This window comes from Mesobacillus subterraneus, assembly GCF_020524355.2.
In the GTDB taxonomy this organism is placed as follows: Bacteria; Bacillota; Bacilli; order Bacillales; family Cytobacillaceae; genus Mesobacillus; species Mesobacillus subterraneus_C.
This window is the reverse complement of record NZ_CP129019.1, coordinates 2,186,389-2,206,066: the sequence shown is the minus strand read 5'-3', so window position 1 is coordinate 2,206,066 and position 19,678 is coordinate 2,186,389. Positions and strand designations below refer to the sequence as shown.

The window sequence follows — 19,678 nt, the reverse complement described above, 5'->3', positions numbered from 1 at the left end:
AATATATAGAATAATAAATAGGTTCTTTTGTTAGGAGGCCGGCAATGAACAGCGATTTTACCCTGGCTATTCACAGTTTAACCCTGCTTGCACTGCAGCCGGACAGAATGTCGACAAGCGAAGCCATCTCAGAGAGTGCAGGGGTTCATCCCGTGCGGATCCGCAAAGTGCTGGGCTTGTTAAAAAAGCATGGTATTATCAAATCAAAAGAAGGAACCGGAGGCGGATTCATTTTTGCGCTCGATCTAAATGAAGTAAACCTTTGGGATATATATAAACTGACCTCCGAAGGTGCACTGCAGCCAAAGTGCCCTGACTCTAATGAAAAGTGTGTCGTCGGAGCGAATATGCACAAGGTCCTGTTTGCTATCTTCCTCGGTGCCGAAGAACACTTGGGAGAATATTTGAAGCACTATTCGATCAAAGAAATAGTGGACCTGGTAAAAGAAACAAACTGTTGTGACTAAGGAGCCCACGACTTCTTAGCTGATAAATGTAATGAAAAATATTACAGATTAAATGAATGAGGTGACTTATATGTTGTCCAATAATAACAGTATTTTAAGAGTAGGCGATTGGATTAAGGGGAAATCCCGGGATGGTGAATTATTCATCGGATATATAGAGTCACTTGATATTCTGGACGAAAAGGTGAATGCAACGATTACATCAAGTGATGACGAATCCATGGTTGGCAAAACCATTCCGATTTCCACAAATGGAGTCAGGAAACTGCCAGACCCTAAAGTGAAAAATAAGGCACAAATACAAAATCTGATTGATTTAGCGCTTGCAACTGGGGATGAAGAATGGTTCCTGGAGCTTTCGGAAAAGCTGAACTCGATGAGGGAGCTAGTCAAAGGTGTATAAACAAAGACGGTCCTTCCTATTAAAAGGTGGACCGTCTTTTTGCTATTTCATTCCTAATGCCTTTTGGGTGGCTGGTCCGGCGATTCCGTCTACTTTCAGTTTTTTCGCTTTTTGGAAGTTCTTTACGGCAGATTCGGTAGCTGGACCGAATACGCCGTCGATTCCTTTTGTGCTGTAACCTTTATTCGTGAGGGCCTGTTGCAGCTGTTTAACTTCTGCGCCGCGCATTCCTTTTTTTTAGGACAGTGCTTGCTGGAGCTGCGATGACTGGAACTGCAGCCTGGCCTGTAACTTTATATCCATTCGCGGATGCGATCGCGTTAAAGGACTGTTTGGAAGTAGTGATGACAACAGGAGTATTTACTTTCACCTGATCATAAAGCCACTGCACCTCGTTATCATACATCCGGACGCAACCGGCACTCACATATCCGCCAATTGATTTAGGATTATTATTGCCGTGGATGGCATACGTCGTTCCCCATGTTCCTCGCGCATTTATGCCGAGCCATCTGTCACCAAGCGGATTCCTAGAGTATCCACCCGGGATATTTCCGCTGTAATAAGGACGATTCTTGATTTTGTTAACAATTTTGAACGTGCCCTCAGGCGTATAAGAAGCTTTCCGCCCTGTACCCACCTTAAACGTTTTTACCAGTTTGTTATTTTTGTAGTAAGCCAGTTGATTGTTAGACTTATTGATGATAATCATGTCACCGCCAGCAGCCTCTGCAGGTGCATCAAAGAACAACAGTGAGACTAAAAGCATCATCGAAACCAACCATTTTTTCATTCACCCAACCCCCCTTGATTTCATTTGAATGGCCAATTTCCGGTTATGGCTTCGGCCGTACAAGATAGAAATGCTATTTTCATCTTTATAAACGATTTTTCCTCATAAAAGTTACATGTTTTACCGTTATGTGGAAATAAATCGCCCGACAAATAAATCGATTTATTTGTCGTTTTATAGAGTTTTCAAGAAATAACGGTTCAACTTCTGAAAATCTTCCCATAATGGCTAAGGAAGGAGTGGGAGTATTGAATCATTATTTATCAATTGCTGTAGAATTGACGAGTGGATTTATATTTCTTTTTATCATGACAAAATTACAAGGGAAGACGCAGTTCTCCCAGATTACTCCGTTTGACTTCATTTCGGCGATCATTCTTGGTGAACTGGTAGGGAATGCAATTTATGATCATGAAGTAAAGATAGGCGAAATCGCCTTTGCCGTGACCTTGTGGGGTGTCCTTGTATATGTTACAGAGACCGTTACGCAAAAGTTCCTAAGTTCGCGGAAGTTGCTGGAGGGCGAACCGAACATAGTGGTCCGCAAAGGGAAAATTAAGTTCGAAGCTTTGAAAAAAGCAAAGCTGGATATCAATGAGCTTCAAAGTCTGATTAGACAGCAAGGATACTTTTCACTGCGCGAAGTAGAATTTGCCATCATCGAAACGAATGGAATGGTCAGTGTTCTGCCCAAAGCGGATTATGACACTCCTAAGCTTAGTGATATGAAAATCAAAGCAGAAGATCCAACCTTGCCAGTTAACCTGATCCTTGATGGGGAAGTAGTTCGCAAAAACTTAAAAGAGGCAGGCTTGGACGAACAGTGGCTGAAAAATGAATTAGAGAAGCAAAAAATCCACCATGTTGAAGATGTGCTATTCGCGGAATGGATGGAGAATGAACCACTTTTTGTGCTGGAATATGAGAAGAAGGCGAACTGAACATTAGATGAGCCAGGCACTTGGTGAGTCTGCCTTCTAGTTGATTTTGTACTTTGTTGATTTTTGTATCGATTAGGCCAACGGAGATTAATTCATGTTCAACAGGGATTAAAATTAGGGCAATGGGGAATAAATCGTGTTCAACGGGGATTAAAAGAGGACCAACGGGGATTAGTGGACCTAACCGTGTTAACAGATCTTCTTCAACCATAAAATTTTCTGCCCCTATCCGTATTATTTAATGAGCCAACCGTAGAATTTTGGTTTCAACCGTTAAATTACGAATAATTAACGGTTAAAGCATTAAAAAGCTGAACCTGTGAATGAAAATAGGTTCAGCTTTTTGCTATCTCCTGTTCAGTTTTTGAATTTAACCAAAAAAATAACATCGGATTTAATATACTTATACCTAAATTGATCAAAGCAAGGAAAAAAGTCGTTGGGTCTCCGCCTAGTCCAATTTCATCAACGATTATCGCATCATAGTAGGTTACTTGGACAGTGATGACCCCTAAAATGATGGATAGACTTACAACGCTGAAGCCATTCAGAAGTTTTCCCCGTAACTTACGTGAAATAATCAAAATAAATAACAAGATTGATAGAATCAGCAGGGTGAAGAATATTGGCCGCATCAGTGTAAACACACCATCGGTTACGAATGTTTCAGTTGTATACATTAAAAGACCTCCATACTTTATTGCCCCAGAATGTACATAAAATAGGACGGTTCCAAACAATGGAACCGCCCTGCTGATAGAAGGAGATCAAAAGGACTATTTTGGTCAGCGACCGCCATTGCCATAGTAGGTTATGGGTTAAAGGTGAAGAAGTAATGGGTCAATGTTCATTGGTTTGCCATTGGCCATTCCTAATCTACTATTAGATGGTAAAATTTCTCCCTCTATCCCTTGGAGGGGAGTCTCACCCCTCCAAGGTTAAAAATACTTTTCGCTGTCAAAATCCAGTTCAATGGTGTAGTTTTTGGCATTAATCAAATTGGAGAGCTTGTTAGCGTGCCGTTCAGCTTCCAAAGCCTTAACACGGTAAGTTTCAGGGTCAAAAGTTGCAACGCGAACCATCACCATTGTCTCGCTGTATGAGTAGGCTGTTTCCTCTTTAATCGACGAACCAAATTCCTTCATCTTCCTGGCTTTAGCTCGCAGCTGTGTGGCAAGTTCGATTGCTTCAACAATCGTTAAAGAATCATTGTTGAAAGGTATTTCATTGTCTATATTCGCACAATATACCAGTTTATCGAGCAAGCGGAAATCATTTCGTACCACATCCATCTCCTGCTCAACATTCGCAAGAGTCCTAGTTTGCTTGGGGATTTCACTTCCTTTTTCAATCGTTACAAATGCGACCCGGTCCATTTCTTCTTCAAGTTCACGAATTCTTTTAGCCAATACACTTTTTAGTTTAACTGCCTCGGCAAGTGATATCTTGTTCATGATCGAACTCCTCTTAAATGTGGCTTTATTTTTCAAATATAGCATAAGGAAAAACTTGGTACAATCATAAAGGTGAACCATTTAACTCGTTTTCATCATTTATAACATCCGATAATAAACCGTTACTTCACCTTAAAGAAATGTTATGCGTATAGGAATTTACGCAAGTCTGAAACTAAAACTTCACCCAAACGTATTAGAGATTAAAAGACTAATACAGGAGTTAACTAATGGGTTACTTTGAAAGAGTGAAAGAAATTCAGCAACTTCAATGGGAGTTATTTATTGATTATTGGTATTTGTATATTGGTTTTGTTTTACTGGGACTAGTCCTATTCCTATTATGGATAGTTAAGAAATAGAAAATGAATGCTAGTATAAGTACAGATAAAATGTTTCAATTGAAAGCAATCGAATTTAAAACGGATATTGATAAAAACCCCTTTTAAGGTCCAGTGAAGGATTAAGTGATATATTCAACTAACGTTTGCTCATGTCAAAGATGAGATTATATAAAAATGCTCATTCCTTAGAAAAAGGGAATGAGCATTTTTTAAATCAGATTACCAAAAGTTCACTGAATCTGGTGATAAATCAATGTTTTCCCTTTTAAATGGAACACAATTAGTCTAATGTTAAGGGAGAATTATTAGGATCCTACTTCAATCGATTTTTCTGTATGGTCATGTATGTTGCCTTTTTCCACATGAATTTTCAAAATGAAAAGCCCTTTCGCAGGGAAGGTGTAATCAGCGGAATAAGTGCCAGTTGATACTTCCTTCGTATTGATGAACTGATGCTTTGTTTCGTTCTCTTCCCAGATTTCAAAACGGACATTCGCACCGGAGATAAGCTGTTCTTCTTGAGCAATCTTAACTGTCAACTCAGCTGGTTGATGGCTTTTTATCGTTGAAGGAGCATGGAAATCAAACGTTACCTCGCTATTATGGTGATCGTCATGACCCTGATCGGAATGTTGGTCATCATGGTTTTCATTTTCTCCGTCAGCAGTGTGAGCGTGGTTTGATTCGTTACCCAATACAATTACTTCTTTCTTTGGCATACTGTGCATCCGGTTTGCCGTCGTGTGCGCCACAATGAAATAGTTGCCGCCTTCACTGAAGCTTTTCTTTATCGAATAGGTGCCGTCCTTCTCGTTAAGGGCTGGTATCATTTCATGATCTTCCTGACCAGATTTCCAGATTTCAAATTTAACTTCATCTGCATTAGTCACTTTTTCCTCACCCTGAAGTACTTCTGCTTTGACTGTAATTTCCGTATTCATCTCAATTTTTTCAGGAGTAATAATTGATACTTCTAAAAGTTCTGGGACGTCCTCAAGAGCATCTTCCTTAGGTTCCGAACCAGCTGAACATGCTGTCAACAGAAGCATGACTGTAATAAAAAAGAACAATAGTTTCTTCATAAATACTAAACTCCATTCGTTAATTTAATTTCTCATCAATAATAAGGTGAAAATGTGATAAATGTATGAAAATCTGCATGGATAGATTCAAATAAATCGGGAATGTTATTTTTGGGTGTTTCAGATGCTTATGCTTATAATACACCGCAGACCACTTCTCTCGTAATTCCGTACAAGGACTTACTCTTAATATAGTCTTTATTTTTCATTGTTTATCTCAATTGGCCATGTTGATGCTGGGAACAATAGGAATAGGAATACAAACAATAGGCTGAATCAACATATGCTGGTTCAGCCTTTACCATGGATACTCAATCCTCTCCGCTAATTCTGGAAAATCAATGAATGGGTTGCGGTTTCCTTGGATATAGTAGATGGCTTGATTGCGGTGCTGTTCGTATAGTGTGGGCGGGAATTCTTTATTCCAGCGGACGAGCAGCGGGATATCGACTTTCTTTTTAAATTCGTTCTTTACACGTTTAGAATATCTCAGGAAAAAATAAAGCATGGCCCGAGCGGAGGCTCCCTTGCCGTGTTCAGGTTCGAACTCGAAGCCTATTGTGACTCCGCAATTATTCTGAATAGGCTCATCGTCACGTTCAGGATTGTAAAAATCAAAGTCGGCAAATGGGTAGTTGGAACGGGAGATGTTGCAATCCGGTTCGCAGACAAACAGGTGGTGGAGATCACCTTTCATCGGCTCGGCTCCCTCGAACCAGGACTGCGGCACAATATGTTCTGTGTTCATCTTGAAATGGTCCTCAAAAACCTTCAAATCCTTGATCGAATCAAAGCCATTCACCTGAATCTTGCGTGATCGCCGCCTGAACTCATCGTATTTTTCCCTCAGCGTTTCGTTATCCTCAATCAACAATAACTCAGGATCCTTCTTCTGGGAAGAATAGACACTCTTCGCGGAACCATCCGGATATAAATCGACCCATGTGTACAAATACAGATCCTTTGCCAAGAAGAAGGGCAGCTGATTCTTATGTGACTGGAATACAATCGTGTTAAACTTGTAAAAGAGAGCCATGCCCGAGAAATCCAGATTCTGAGCGCCCCGATAATATTCCTTGATATCCAGCTCATCTTGGTCTGGATCATAATAGAGCTGCTGATTACTCTGGATGTTCCTCCGGTTTTCCTTCAGGATTGTCAGCAGCTTTTTCAGATCAAGCGAATCGTATTTATGATCCCAGCGGTCTTGACGTTGCTGTTTTTTATATTTTGACATAAAAGTCTCCTTATTCGTGTTTTCTTTATTATCATTTTACCCTTTCAAGGCTTGTCCTTCAAAGACTTGAGTGGAAAATGGAAAAAGTAGAACAAAGAGCTTTCTGTTAAAATCCACTCCAACTTTGATAGCTTCCGTAAACGTGATCTCCGCTATTTATTTGCAAAACTAAATGAATTTCCTCTTCTAAAACCATTTTATCAATTGAAAAGCATTTCCTTGTTTCTTTCTGAAAATACCTTGTTATGGGAAGAAACGATTGCTGACTGTGAAGCTGCCGGTTCCATGAACCGTTTTGCAATATTGACTGCGTTGGCTGCATTCTAGATTGTCCCTGCAATGTTGATCGGCGGCTGGCTCTTATTGTTCGCATATACAATCGGCCGCAATCTCCTTGAACCAGAAGGTATACCGGCAGGAGTCATGACCGAATTAATTGGTGCACCGAACTTTGTGTATTTACTTTTAAATAAATACGCAAATGGGCGTGGGAAGTCTGGTTTTCACGCCCTTCTACTCCTAAGTTTTGCACAGGTCTTAGCCATTGAGTTGAAGGGTAGAATCATTCGACAAGTATTTTTTAGATTGTTCTTCAACTGTTATCCTTACAGGCTCATTGAACATTGACGATCTTAAATGAAACTGAAACCTTTTTATAAATGAAAACGTAGTTAATTTATATCGAAGGAGAATGTTAATGAGAAGGGTATTATCTTTGTTATTTTTATTTGTTCCCTTTAAATTATTGGGATGCAGTCAAAAAGAGGAAAGGTTCGACCATGCGGCACTTAAAGAAGAATTGAAAGAGGAAGGGATCGCCCCTAAGCTTCCGACGGAATTTCCAATGGTCATAGAAGGGTACGAACATGTAATTCCTCCTCACGAAACAAATATACACGAGGTGACATTCAATGGGGAAGATGGAGGAATGAAGTTTTCATTGACAATCCAACCACACGCTGTTGAATACATGAATTTAGAGGGAGAGGATGTTACCGTAAACGGAAACAAAGGTTTTTAAATTGAGGGACCTGGTCCTCGATTCATTGGAGAGATGGCGATTATCATTACATCTTAACATCCTATTCAGACGAGTATGGGACCAAGGAAAAAATGATTGAAACAGCCGAGTCTTTTCAGTAAGAAAAAGCATTCTTCGTCAACTACTGGGTGCGTACAATCCTATTGGTTAATGACCTTCTTATTACAAAAATAGGTGATTTCATTAATACATTAATGATCATGGTATAATATGGATATAAAAAAGGGATAGGTGTGATGTTAAATGAAAAATAATCCTAAGCTTGGATTAACTGTTTCTTTAATAGTATTAGCAGGACTACCAACTATTTTTCTAATAATTTCTCTGCTGACTGGAGAGTGGAATTATTTAATATACAGTATAATTCCCTCTCTTTTTGCTGGACTTACGGGTCTTATGATAAGTGTTCAACAGTTAAAAAAGAAGCAGCGAATTCAATAGAAGCAATTTAAAAGCATTGATCCAGCGAAGGATTAGTGCTTTTCTTATTAAGCGAACGAAGAAGGTTAACAGGCGGTTTAGTAGTTAAATATCCTTGGAGCCACAAGTTAAGAATGAAATTGCGAATGGTTATTCATTCCGTATCCAATCTCTTGAAGTTAAGTGTACGTAGATCCGAGAAGGAATGGGAATTTGTATTTACAATCTATTCAATAATTTCCCTTGTGAAAATAAAGCCTTATCAAGAATAAGTAAAAAGATAGCTGTTACCTTACTGCTTTTTGGTTTCATTACTAATCCAGCAGTTTTATTCCTATCAAAAAAACTTACATTAAGCTAACGGTATGATGCTTCAAAAACGAAGGACCGCTTTTCCGTTGAGGGAATTTCCTTACCAGTAACGGGTACGATGATCGTGGAGGGTAATCCACATTTTTGATCAATTCCTGATTAACTAAAGGTGAAAGTTATGTTCTAGATTAATAATTCATAAAACGTCAACTTTTTAGGAGAGTTTTGTGTCTAAAATTTATAAAATGCAAATGAGGTGAATAGATGATTATCTTGCATTGTTTAACCGAAAACAAGTGGGATAAAGTGAAGGAAAACTCTTACTACGGCAAGGAATCAATTGAGGCTTTTGGTTTTATACACTGTTCCTCTATTGAAAACTTTTGGAGAGTTGCTCCAAATTTTAAAGATATTGATGAACCGTTGTTGCTTCTTTGCATTGACTCAAGCAAAGTCGAAGCAAATATTAAATGGGAAGATGATGAAAATTGCGGTAGAAAATATCCCCATATCTATGGTGAATTAAATGTTGATTCAGTTGATACAGTGATCCCCTTCCTTAAAAACGATCAAGGAGATTTTATTCTTAACAAAGAATTGGAACAATATATTTCTATTTAAGCTGAATGGTGCATTGATCAAGAGAGGATTAACGTTTTTTATGGAATATGTTTTCGAACTACAGATTCAGGTTAGTGAAGGCAAATTAGAGTTCCCAACAAGACTTAAAATAACCGGAGATTCTCCGGTTAGAGCGAAGAATATGGCTGGGTTGGGTGGAAATAAGCGGAGAATTTCCGATTAAATGGTTCAAAATTGTCCATTTGCCTGTTTTTTGAGTCGATAGTCGGATTTTCTCCGGCTATTTGAGCTATTTTTAAAGATTTTTCGAAATTAAGGGGAATTTCTCCGCTTATCAACTCGCCGCTGCTTCACTTCTCAGTGACCGGGCTGTGCGGGGCAGAAAAAAGTATTCTTGAATAACCACGGACAGAAAACCGCAATTAAAATAATGGATATCCCTAAATGGAAGTCTTGAGTTTTTGTTTATTTGCCAATGGGACTTTTACCAGTGTGTCCCGAATTTGATAGGGATATGTGGAAAAATAAGGAGTGCTATCATGTCGGAAAAACAGCCAATTAATGATGCAATGGAGCACATGAACAAAATTGAAGGAATCCCAACAGATGTAAATCTGAAAATCTTGCCTAAACCGCTAAGGTATTTTGGCTATTTCATGATTGGTTTCTTTACTCTATCCATACTCTTTATCATAATGGCTAATCTGTTGAATTAATATAAAGTGATCCATCAAAAATAACTAATTCTTCAAGTGCTAGAATATGAATTTCAGCTAGTTTATAAAGGTAAATGTTACATTCCTATGCCTCTGTATGGTTTTCAAACCAGCAAATTGGCATTCTAATATCATATTGGTTAGAATGAAACCAATACATACTATTGAGGGAGTACTGAAATGGGACATTCTAACCATCAAATAAAAGTGAACAAAAATGAATTCATATGGAAAAGCCAGGAAGGGGAACTGACTTTTGATGGCGCTCCGGCTCTGCTTTTCTGGGATTCAGCGATCGAGCTGTTTCTGAATACGATTGAAGAGATTTCCGGAAGTGATGTATCTACTACTGTCTATGAAGTGACCGGCTTCCGCATGGGTCATCTAGTTAGCTCTTATTATGAAGGCAGGACCGATGTGGTTGAGTTGCTGAACGAATATAGTGATATATACAAAAGCGCAGGCTGGGGAGTCTTCGAAATTCAGGATTACTCTTATGAAGAGAAAAGAGCTGTCGTGAGAATCCGAAATAGCTGGGAACACCGAATTTTCAAGCTTGCTGGTAAAAATAAGGCCGGTGTATTGCTCCCAAGCCATTGGGACGGTATTTTCAGCGGACTGTTCAAGCAAGACATGTGGTATAAAATGACGAAAAGTCAGCAGGAAGACCATGAATATGATGAGATTGAAATCTTCCCATCCAAAGTGACTATTTCTCATAACATCCATGAACTTGCTAGGAAGACAGAGCAGGAAAGCATTATTGAATTGGAAAAGAAGGTGGAGTCTCGAACAGAAGAGCTCAACTCATTGGTACAAGAGCTCTCCTCGCCAATCATTCCAGTTCTGAAAGGGATTCTCGTCATCCCGTTGATAGGCAAATACAATGAAGAGCGACTCACAAACATGATTGAAAAATCATTGGTTGAGGTCACAAGGCTTAAGGCAAAATATCTTTTAATTGATCTAACAGGTATCAAGAATGTCGATTCCTATACAATCCATGGAATTCAAAAATTGATCCAGTCGATTCGTCTGATCGGGGGTCATTGTTTTATTGTAGGTGTATCAGCGGAACTAAGTATTCAAATTTTAAGTTCCAACGTTAAAATCGAGGGAATCCAGTCCTTCTCGAGCTTGCAGCAGGGAGTCGAATACGCCATCCAGCAGAATGGGTTTGAATTGGTGGAGAAGAAATAAATAAAAATGAGGCTGAACAGTGTTAGTAACTGGTTCAGCCTTTTTCTGGTTTGGAAAAACAGCATGATTGATTGGTGGAGCCAATTGAACTTTTTTGTTTTCAGGACATATGTCCTTCCCGAACCCCCTTGTTCTGTCATTTAATTAATACAAACATGAGATTTGGGGAGAAGGAAATGAAAGGTTTAATTTTTGCTTTTTTAGGTGGAGCTTTTATCACGCTGCAGGGAGTCGCTAATGCGAGGATTAGCCAGGATATTGGTACATGGCAGACAGCATCAATTACACAACTTACCGGGTTTTTAGCTGCTCTGTTCGTTCTGGTTTTTGCTGTAAAAGGACAATGGGAAGGGCTCAGAAAAGTAAGGCCGCTATATCTGATTGGCGGTACGTTTGGGGCAATTGTTGTCTTTAGCAACGTTACGGCAATTCATTTTATCGGAGTCACTCTGACAGTTTCTGCGATGTTGATTGCACAGCTTGGGATGACGTTCCTGATTGACCGGAATGGATGGTTTGAGGTAAAAAAACAAAAAATGAGAGGACCGCAACTGGTTGGAATTTCAATGATGGTAGCAGGTGTGATGATCCTGGGTTGGTAATCGGATGAATGAAGAAGAATAAAGGGGCGGGAAACGCTTATGAAAGAATTAAAAGCATCGGGACAGATCGAAACGTATCTGCGGTCTCACCAGATTGAAGGTTTATTTAATGAGGAGATTCGTCCTTACCTAACCCTATATGAATTTGAAATAGGGGAGCAGATCTGTTCACAGGGTGAGGCTGTTGAGAATCTATATATACTGGTTAAGGGGAAAGTGAAGATATTTACCACGTCAGAAGAGGGTAAGACATTGATTCTTTCCTTTAAAACTCCGCTTGAAGTTATTGGAGATATTGAATATGTGCAGGAAATAGATACGATCAACACGGTGGAGGCTGTTTCTCCTGTCGTCATGATTGGAGTCCGGCAAACTGTGCTAAAAAGATTTTTAAAAGACCACTCGCCGTTCCTGCAATTTTTGCTAACAATCATTACAAGAAAATTCTATATTAAATCCCAGTTCATGCGCCATAATATCCTGTACCCGGTTGAGACTCGACTAGCCAGCTATCTCGTATCTGTCGCCTATGATGAAAACGAAGCGCTGGTTAATGGGAAGGTAAGTACGTCTAATCTTACTGACATTGCCAATTTAATTGGAACAAGCTATCGTCATCTTAACCGGATCATTAAAGAATTTTCATTAAATGGTCTAGTGGAGCGGGACAACGGCGCAATCTTAATCAAGGATTTAGATGGACTCAAATCTGTTGCTAAGGAAAACCTTTATGAATAGGGAGGGTAAACCATGCTTTTAGGCGTACTATTTGCATTAATGGCGGGCACGCTTGTAGGCCCTGCAGAATATCTTCAACAGCAAGGTCAATGAAAAAGCGGGTTCATGGACGACAACGACCTTAGTATTAGGGTTAGGATTCCTGGCATCCTTCATCCTCGGCCTGTTCTTTGAAGGGAGCCAACTATTCAGTTTGCAGGAAATGAAATGGTGGTACTGGTTCAGCGGCTTGCTCGGAATCGGAGTCGTTGCAGGCATCGTACAGGCCATAAGGTTTCTCGGCCCCACCTTTGCGATCTCAATCGTGTTGACTTCCCAGCTGGGATTCGCGGTATTATGGGATTCATTAGGCTGGATGGGATTGGAGAAAGTACCGTTTACACTTCAACAATTTCTCGGTGTTCTCGTCATAATAGCTGGAGCCATTGTCTTTAAGTGGAGCGAAGGAAGGAAAGAAGAAGCTGGAGTTATCCCCTCACAGCATGATTCAAAAGTGGAAGTATTGTAACTTATAGTATATAGCTAACTTTAAAAGCACTGGGAGCTAGGCAGCTACCCTTTGCTTTTTTTTTTCATGAAATTGCAGCAAAAGGGACCTATCTCTTACTATGAATCAATCAGAGTTATGTTGTCCCCGCTTTGCTATATTTTAGAAGAATTAGGTATGTCCTTAAGCATAACCTTTTTCATAATTTAGACAAAAATGTTGGGAAGAAAAGGGTTTATATGCATAAAAATGTAAAAACATATAAAATTAAATGGTACTATTAAAATATTGACACAGGTACTAACTACCTAAGAATATAAAATGATGAGGTGCCAGCGTGAATTTCTTATCCAGTAAGAGGAAGTTTTCGATATTTAATGAAGGAATTACTGACATTGAAACAAATGAAAGATTCAAAGAAAAGCTTAAATTCCTTGGTATGACCAAGCAAAACCGAGAGACGGTAACACAATTGCAGGAGCTCTACGCAGAATATCACGAAGAAATTCTTGGGAGTTTTATTGTGCGATTTAAAGAAATCCCGCATATCCTTGAAAAAATGGGAACAGTTGATGAAGAAAATATACAGCAAGCTTTCCATGTGTATTTAATCAGTCTATTTGAAGATGATCTCGATCTTTATTATGTATTTAAACGGAGAACGATTGCCGAAATGCATGAGAAATTAGGTGTGACACCCGATTGGCTGATTCCTGTCTTCCACATTTTAAGTCAGCAGATTACAATAAAAATCGCAGAAAAATGGGCGAATAAGCCGGAGCTAATGATCAAAATGATTACTGCTTTCCAGGCTTTAATCACTATAGATCAACAACTCATCATCGAGACATATATGGAGCACACTGCAAGCGACTTTATTCACGGATTGGCTGAGATTATTGAATATAATGCCAACATTGAGGAAGTTAAAGAACTACTGGATTACCAGGCTCAGCAAGTGCAGGAAGCACAGGCAATCAATGCTGCCATGGAAGAGCTGACAGATTCTACAGAAGAAATTGCCTCAACAATTGGTGAAATTAATAGTCTTACTATAGAAAAACTTGATGATTTGGATAAGGGCATCAAGCACCTTGATGCTGTTACATACACTTTCAAGGAAATCGATCAGCAGCAGATCCATGTTGTATCGTCGGTCGATGAATTAAACAAAAAAAGTATCGAGCATGAAAGGAGTCATCTCCTTCATTCACGAGATAGCAGAACAAACCAATCTGCTTGCATTGAATGCATCCATCGAGGCCGCCCGCGCAGGTGAAAATGGCAAAGGTTTCGCTGTCGTTGCAGAAGAAGTACGGAAGCTGGCAGATCATACTAAGAGTTCTTTGACATCAATCAACAGTGATATCAATGATCTTGGGGGTATTTCCCAATACAATCACAACACATTTCCAATCAATTTCCGACAACCTGCATAAAGGAGTCGATTTCTCCACCTCTGTTGCAGAAGAATTGCAGAACCTCAATAATAATCTGCAGACCGTTGGCAAAAATATATCAGAGATTTCATCTGTAACTGAAGAACAGGCTGCAACGACGGATGATGTCGTGAACCGCAACCTGTCAATGGTAGAAGCTATCGAAAAAGGTGAAGCAGTTGCCAGGAAGACCGGCCAGGCAGTATATAACCTTAGCAAAATGATCGATAAATATCGGACCGAAGCGATATCACATAATATGAAATACAGTCAGGAAGACCTTATTCAACTATCCATTACCGACCATCTACTGTGGCGCTGGAGAGTGTATAATATCATTCTTGGTTTCGAACACCTGACCGAAGCTGATGTTGCCTCCCATACAACGTGTCGGCTTGGCAAATGGTATTATGGAGCAGCAGAAAAGGTAATTGGCGACGACCCGGCATTTAAAAAACTCGAACAGCCCCATATTCGTATACATGAATTAGCAAGAAGAGCGGTTAAGGAAGTAAATAACGGAGATCGGGAAAAAGCAGAACATACACTTCAAGAAATGGGAGAAGCCTCGAGGGAAGTAGTATCCTTGATGAATGAATTGCGTAACAAGCTCATCGAAAAGAAGAAACCATATATACAATCATTGATTATGTAATAAGAAGAAAAGGAGCATTCCCAAGGCGGGATGCTCTTTTGGTCGTTATTGCAAAAAACAAGTATGTTTCAGGAACTGACTCCTTTCATCATAGTAGGGACTGTTTTCGATTACAAAAACATTATACGCAGGCAAAAGAGTAATCCAATTCGGACAAAAGTCAATGTATTCTATGCCTTTAAAGGTGTTTCATCAATTGGAATTCACAACGCTATTAATAAGGTGACAGAAGTTATTGGCATCACGTTAATTCTTATCCTAATTAGTTTGTTAAATATGGGAAGCGGTTTGTTGGATATTTATGATAAAATTAAAGCTGGGTTTATTTGACATAAGGTCAGGTTAGTGAGTTAATGGTTTTTTAAAAAAAAAGGAGGTATTATCCTTATTTGAGTGACCAACAAGACCTACAATAAGCGGAGATTTTCCGTTTATACTGCGGCATTTGTCTCGGATGTTGGTAAATAAGGGGAGAATTTCCGGTTAAGCGGAGCATAGTTGGCCATTTTCTTGTTTTTCAAGTCCATAGGCGGAATTTCTCCGTCTATTTGAGCTATTTTTAGAGTTTTTTTTAAATTAGGGGGGAATTTCTCCGCTTATTTTTCAATTTGTCACTGATTCCCTCATTCAGGTACGGGAAGGTCCACTCTTTTAGTGCTGCGGCGGTAGCACTTTTTGTTTATTAAAATATAGAAGCAGTTATGTGCAATAAGAAAATTGGATTTAAATGATAAAACGGGGAGTGAAATTTTATGTACAAGAAAATAGCGTTATTCTTATTCATAATTGGAATAGTGTCAATTGTAGTAGGAATGCCTTATTTATTAGGTTATTCAACTAATAAATTATTGAATATACCTCTCTATGGGGGATTGATTTTGGGAGTTTCATTTAGTCCAACTCCAAATCTTAAAAATTTCTTTAATAACAAAAATAAATGAACTAAAGGGTACTAATCTTTAACAAAGTGCTCCTATAAAACAGGATCGGAGTATATTGGCTCGAGTTTTTTTGAGCTAATTTTACTGCTAAAGCTTCGGCTGATTTAACTGGGAATTACCGTGCGAAAAGCGCCGTGAATCCTTTTTTTGTTCTTTAAAACCGAACCGGTTGCGTTCATTAACTAATGTTATTTTCACTCGGTTAATTGCAGTAGAATAGGTTCCAACGACCAGTTGGGGAATTACTGCTCTCAGTTGTTTTCGTAACAAAAGGTGCATTTTTTTGCTTCAATTTGAATTCCTGTTAGAAACTTGATATATTTATTTATATATATGTAATCAATGATGTGATCAAGTAAATAAGGATTGTGAATGCAGAGAATATAGCCTTGGCTGAAAGCTATATCACCCCTCCTTATTGAACCCTGCCACGGAGATGTTAGCGAAAAAACTAACCGGGTCGTTCCGATACAAACTTTTAGAGGGCATTCTAAATGAATGTTGAACTAAGGTGGTACCACGTCTATTAGCATAAAGACGTCCTTATATAGGACTCTTTATGCTTTTTTATTTATATACTTGAATTTTCAGGAGGAAAAGAACATGGCACAACAAAGCAATGATTTTACAAAATGGTATATTGATACGATTCAAAAAGCGGAATTATTTGATTACACTCCGGTTCGCGGATGTATTGCTTTTAAGCCGGATGGTTATGAAATCTGGGAACATATCCAGGCTGAAATGGACAAGCGGTTCAAGGAAACAGGCCACCGCAATGCTTATTTCCCAATGTTGATTCCGGAAAGCTTCTTCCAGAAGGAAAAGGATCATATTGAAGGCTTCTCGCCGGAACTTCCGTGGGTTACTGAAGCTGCAGGAGAACAATTAGAAGAACGTCTTGCGTTGAGGCCAACTTCGGAAACGATGATTGGGCATTTGTATTCAAATTGGATTAAAAGTTATCGGGACCTTCCTGTTTTGATTAATCAATGGGCTAATGTATTCCGCTGGGAAAAGAAAACTCTCCCATTCATCCGCACCTCTGAGTTTTTATGGCAAGAAGGTCACACAGCACATGTTGACGAGGAAGATGCACGCAAGGAAACGATGCAAATGTTGAATATTTATAAAGAAGTGGTCGAAGGGTTGCTTGCGATTCCCGTTTATGATGGGCAAAAAACGCCTTCTGAAAGATTTGCAGGTGCCGTTGACACCTATTCGATCGAAGCAATGATGAGGGATGGAAAAGCCGTGCAAGCAGGAACATCCCACTACTTGGGTACGAAATTTGCGGAAGCATTCGATATTAAATACTTGAATAAAGAAAACAAACACACATTTGTACATACAACATCATGGGGTACGTCCACTCGTTTGATTGGCTCTGTTATCATGGTCCATGGTGACGAGCAGGGTCTAGTCCTGCCGCCGAGAATCGCACCGACACAAGTCGTCCTAATCCCGGTTGGCCCTTGGAAAAAGAACCCGGCAATCATTGAGAAACTGGATGAGATCTTCGCCGCTTTAAAAGCAGAAGGTATTCGCGTTCGTCTTGATGATTCCGATCAATCACCAGGATATAAATTCAATGAGTGGGAGTTAAAAGGTGTTCCTGTCCGTATTGAATTAGGACCACGTGATTTAGATCAAAATCAGGGCTTGATGAAGGCTCGGGATATGGATGAGAAGATTTCTGTGCCATTGGAATCCATGGTCGAAAAAGTTAAAAATGAACTAGAAACGATGCAGATTCGTCTGTTCGAAAAAGCAAAAGCATTCCGTGAAGAGAATTCTCATACTCATATTGATACCCTGGAACAGCTCGAACAGCATATTGCTGAGTCCAAGGTAAGTGAAAATATCCCAGGATGGGTATTGGCAGGCTGGTGCGGAGACGATGCTTGTGAAGAAAGCGTAAAAGAAAAAACAAAATTCACAACTCGAAACATCCCATTTAACCCACCAACAGAAAAACAGACATGCATTCAATGTGGGAGCGAATCGAAACATACCGTCTGGTTTGCACGTGCTTATTAAAGGAGCATAGCGAAGCACTGGGGCGTACCTGTGACGTATCTTGTGCTTCATACTTCTTGAAAAGACTCAAAAAAGCAAAGGGAATGATCCCTTTGCTTTCTTTAATTAAACTGTTTTTCTTCTGTATTAAATTCCTTTTTATCTTTTGTCATTATGACAATCTTATATGGGTCTTGCTTTACTTTTGGCCATATTTCGTCTGATTTGATGAATTCCACGGCCATTGTGTGAAGGTCAGTGGCGTGAGCGACGGCTTCTTTGTCGGTGCTTTTCAATTTCATGGTGATGAAAATGGTCATAAAGCCGTCTTTACTTTTATAGCCCACACCAGAAACTTTGTATTTTTTATAGGTCATGAATTCATGGCCAATTCCTGAAACTGCGTCACTCCAGCGTGCGTAATGCTCGCGTTTGGCCAAATCGAACTTCCTGAGTTTGACCTCTACATGCTCTCTGCCGTTGGCAGCGAGGGCATCCTCTACAGCCTTTTTGATTTGATCCACTTTTTCCTGCTTTTCGATACTTGGGATTTCAAGTTCCACTTTACCTTCCATATAACCGACAGAGTTCTGGTAATCAAATGGTTCAAGGGCAGCCTGGACGATTTGGAACACTTCAGCAGTTTCCTTTTCGATTTCAGCTTGTTCCTGTTTCCATTCTTCAGAAGGTTCGCGATGTGGTCTTACTTTTACGTAATAATCCTCAATTCTCGTTCCTTTGAATTCCTTGCTCTTAACCATGTCATGTCCGATTTTTATAACATCATTTTCTATCTGCTGATACTGTTTTTCTGGGGCATCCAATGTAATGATGATGCCTTCATTTTTGCCGCCGACAAACTCGTTCACTTGCTTCACAGGATATCCTTCTTTTTTCAGAGCCTGAGTCAGTCTTTCTGACAAGTCTTGTTCGGGGCTATTAAAGATTGAGCTTAACGGAGGAATCTTTGATACTACTTTCGCCATCGTAGGGGAAACGAACCCTGAACCAACAAATAGCATGAAGCTGGCAGCGATGGCGGCAGTCGTTACACCTGCTTTTTTCCAGAATGTCCACTGCTTTTTTAAAGATTTATTGAACCCTTCAAGCTCATAGCCAACTCGATCACTCCGATCATCAACAAATTCACCAGCTGCGAATCGGCCCGGCAACTCTTTTGTAAACTTTTGCAGCGAATCAGGGATCTGCATTTTATCCTTATCATATCCCATAAGTGTTCCCCTCCATCTGAAAGTGGCTATGCTTTTTCATCAGTTCTCCTAGCTTTTTCCTGCCTCGTGACAACCTTGTTTTTACAGTATTGCTGTTTTCATTGAGAATGACGCTGATCTCTTTCACGGATAAATCTTCAAAGTAAAACAGCAGTAAAGGAATACGCTGTTCATCCTTTAAACGGGTGATCAGCTGTAGCAGTTCCTGTCTTGTTTCACTTTCAACAGCCATTTCCTGAGCTGATCCGGATTGCATCTTGGAGATCGCTTCTGGATTTTCCTCAATATCAGAATACTGATTTCGCTTTTGCTTTCGGTAAACATCGATCGAACGGGTATAGACAAGCCGGTAAAACCACGCTTTGAAGTGGCGGATCTCCAGATCTCGCATAATGCTGAGATAGCAGTCCTCAAGGGCAATCTGGACAGCATCCTCTGCCAGATCCCGTGAACCAAGTATAAGATAAGCCGTTCGATAGGCAGAAGAAAGCAGACTTTCAACCAGCTGGCTGAACGCTTCTCCATTACCTGCCGGAATTTGATTGATTAGTTTCTTTTCCTCACTCACTGGG

General features: G+C 39.7%; 23 protein-coding genes, 3 pseudogenes and 1 other annotated feature. Of the genes and pseudogenes, 17 read left to right on the top strand and 9 right to left on the bottom strand.

The window, feature by feature from the left end; genetic code table 11:
* Nucleotides 1-44: 44 nt before the first annotated feature.
* Nucleotides 45-467, top strand: a complete 423-nt coding sequence (locus LC048_RS11380; protein WP_226601188.1) for an RrF2 family transcriptional regulator — start codon at nt 45-47, stop codon at nt 465-467.
* A 70-nt stretch (nt 468-537) separates the two neighbouring features.
* Nucleotides 538-870 (top strand): IDEAL domain-containing protein, encoded by a 333-nt coding sequence (locus LC048_RS11375; RefSeq protein ID WP_226601187.1) that lies wholly within the window; start codon nt 538-540, stop codon nt 868-870.
* Between the two features lie 42 nt (nt 871-912).
* Here the strand turns inward: LC048_RS11375 and LC048_RS11370 are convergent, their stop codons facing one another.
* The gene (locus tag LC048_RS11370; RefSeq protein ID WP_306050294.1) at nt 913-1,098 is read right to left on the bottom strand and encodes a peptidoglycan-binding domain-containing protein; all 186 of its coding nucleotides are present in this window, start codon (nt 1,096-1,098) and stop codon (nt 913-915) included.
* Complete coding sequence (locus LC048_RS11365; RefSeq protein WP_306050292.1) at nt 1,079-1,663, bottom strand: L,D-transpeptidase; 585 nt, start codon at nt 1,661-1,663, stop codon at nt 1,079-1,081. Before LC048_RS11365 ends, LC048_RS11370 begins: the two co-directional genes overlap by 20 nt.
* A gap of 248 nt (nt 1,664-1,911) precedes the next feature.
* On the opposite strand from LC048_RS11365, the gene LC048_RS11360 reads away from it, so the two are divergent.
* Nucleotides 1,912-2,604 (top strand): DUF421 domain-containing protein, encoded by a 693-nt coding sequence (locus LC048_RS11360; RefSeq protein ID WP_226601185.1) that lies wholly within the window; start codon nt 1,912-1,914, stop codon nt 2,602-2,604.
* Between the two features lie 335 nt (nt 2,605-2,939).
* Here the strand turns inward: LC048_RS11360 and LC048_RS11355 are convergent, their stop codons facing one another.
* The 5 genes and pseudogenes from LC048_RS11355 to LC048_RS25260 form a co-directional block, all read right to left on the bottom strand.
* Nucleotides 2,940-3,284, bottom strand: coding sequence for a hypothetical protein (locus LC048_RS11355; protein ID WP_226601184.1), 345 nt, complete (start codon nt 3,282-3,284; stop codon nt 2,940-2,942).
* A 258-nt stretch (nt 3,285-3,542) separates the two neighbouring features.
* Nucleotides 3,543-4,058 (bottom strand): DIP1984 family protein, encoded by a 516-nt coding sequence (locus tag LC048_RS11350; RefSeq protein ID WP_226601183.1) that lies wholly within the window; start codon nt 4,056-4,058, stop codon nt 3,543-3,545.
* A gap of 649 nt (nt 4,059-4,707) precedes the next feature.
* Nucleotides 4,708-5,484 carry a FixH family protein gene (locus LC048_RS11345; protein ID WP_226601182.1) on the bottom strand — a complete coding sequence of 259 codons (777 nt, stop codon included), beginning with the start codon at nt 5,482-5,484 and terminating at the stop codon, nt 4,708-4,710.
* Between the two features lie 298 nt (nt 5,485-5,782).
* Entirely contained in the window at nt 5,783-6,721 is a 939-nt protein-coding gene (locus LC048_RS11340; RefSeq protein WP_226601181.1) for an endonuclease I family protein, read from the bottom strand.
* 200 nt (nt 6,722-6,921) lie between these two features.
* A pseudogene (locus LC048_RS25260) lies at nt 6,922-7,044 on the bottom strand (thioredoxin reductase); the annotation flags it as partial.
* Between the two features lie 13 nt (nt 7,045-7,057).
* On the opposite strand from LC048_RS25260, the pseudogene LC048_RS11330 reads away from it, so the two are divergent.
* From LC048_RS11330 to proS, 14 genes and pseudogenes are all read left to right on the top strand, one after another.
* A pseudogene (locus LC048_RS11330) lies at nt 7,058-7,195 on the top strand (iron chelate uptake ABC transporter family permease subunit); the annotation flags it as partial.
* A 223-nt stretch (nt 7,196-7,418) separates the two neighbouring features.
* Nucleotides 7,419-7,742, top strand: a complete 324-nt coding sequence (locus tag LC048_RS11325) for a hypothetical protein (RefSeq protein ID WP_306050289.1) — start codon at nt 7,419-7,421, stop codon at nt 7,740-7,742.
* A gap of 264 nt (nt 7,743-8,006) precedes the next feature.
* Entirely contained in the window at nt 8,007-8,204 is a 198-nt protein-coding gene (locus LC048_RS11320; RefSeq protein WP_226601179.1) for a hypothetical protein, read from the top strand.
* 555 nt (nt 8,205-8,759) lie between these two features.
* Nucleotides 8,760-9,116: a DUF952 domain-containing protein gene (locus LC048_RS11315; RefSeq protein WP_226601178.1), complete on the top strand. Its 357-nt coding sequence runs from the start codon at nt 8,760-8,762 to the stop codon at nt 9,114-9,116.
* Nucleotides 9,117-9,616: 500 nt separating this feature from the next.
* Entirely contained in the window at nt 9,617-9,793 is a 177-nt protein-coding gene (locus tag LC048_RS11310) for an amino acid transporter (protein WP_226601177.1), read from the top strand.
* A 180-nt stretch (nt 9,794-9,973) separates the two neighbouring features.
* Entirely contained in the window at nt 9,974-10,993 is a 1,020-nt protein-coding gene (locus LC048_RS11305; RefSeq protein WP_306050287.1) for an STAS domain-containing protein, read from the top strand.
* 176 nt (nt 10,994-11,169) lie between these two features.
* On the top strand, nt 11,170-11,595 hold the full coding sequence (locus LC048_RS11300) for a DMT family transporter (protein WP_226601175.1): 426 nt from the start codon (nt 11,170-11,172) through the stop codon (nt 11,593-11,595).
* Between the two features lie 39 nt (nt 11,596-11,634).
* Entirely contained in the window at nt 11,635-12,333 is a 699-nt protein-coding gene (locus tag LC048_RS11295; protein ID WP_226601174.1) for a Crp/Fnr family transcriptional regulator, read from the top strand.
* Between the two features lie 12 nt (nt 12,334-12,345).
* Nucleotides 12,346-12,841: pseudogene (locus LC048_RS11290) on the top strand (DMT family transporter).
* Between the two features lie 316 nt (nt 12,842-13,157).
* Nucleotides 13,158-14,099, top strand: a complete 942-nt coding sequence (locus LC048_RS11285; protein WP_306050285.1) for a protoglobin domain-containing protein — start codon at nt 13,158-13,160, stop codon at nt 14,097-14,099.
* Nucleotides 14,008-14,259: a methyl-accepting chemotaxis protein gene (locus LC048_RS25065; RefSeq protein ID WP_371932031.1), complete on the top strand. Its 252-nt coding sequence runs from the start codon at nt 14,008-14,010 to the stop codon at nt 14,257-14,259. The genes LC048_RS11285 and LC048_RS25065 overlap by 92 nt, the downstream gene beginning before the upstream one ends.
* On the top strand, nt 14,192-14,914 hold the full coding sequence (locus LC048_RS11280; RefSeq protein WP_306050283.1) for a CZB domain-containing protein: 723 nt from the start codon (nt 14,192-14,194) through the stop codon (nt 14,912-14,914). Before LC048_RS25065 ends, LC048_RS11280 begins: the two co-directional genes overlap by 68 nt.
* 752 nt (nt 14,915-15,666) lie before the next feature.
* Nucleotides 15,667-15,855 (top strand): hypothetical protein, encoded by a 189-nt coding sequence (locus LC048_RS11275; RefSeq protein WP_226601171.1) that lies wholly within the window; start codon nt 15,667-15,669, stop codon nt 15,853-15,855.
* Between the two features lie 333 nt (nt 15,856-16,188).
* Nucleotides 16,189-16,403, top strand: a binding site (T-box leader).
* 55 nt (nt 16,404-16,458) lie between these two features.
* Complete coding sequence (proS, locus tag LC048_RS11270; RefSeq protein ID WP_226601170.1) at nt 16,459-17,895, top strand: proline--tRNA ligase; 1,437 nt, start codon at nt 16,459-16,461, stop codon at nt 17,893-17,895.
* Nucleotides 17,896-17,996: 101 nt separating this feature from the next.
* On the opposite strand, the gene LC048_RS11265 is transcribed toward proS, so the two are convergent.
* Nucleotides 17,997-19,106, bottom strand: coding sequence for a DUF4179 domain-containing protein (locus LC048_RS11265; RefSeq protein WP_306050280.1), 1,110 nt, complete (start codon nt 19,104-19,106; stop codon nt 17,997-17,999).
* Nucleotides 19,096-19,674 carry an RNA polymerase sigma factor gene (locus LC048_RS11260; RefSeq protein ID WP_226601168.1) on the bottom strand — a complete coding sequence of 193 codons (579 nt, stop codon included), beginning with the start codon at nt 19,672-19,674 and terminating at the stop codon, nt 19,096-19,098. The genes LC048_RS11265 and LC048_RS11260 overlap by 11 nt, the downstream gene beginning before the upstream one ends.
* Between the last annotated feature and the right edge of the window lie 4 nt (nt 19,675-19,678).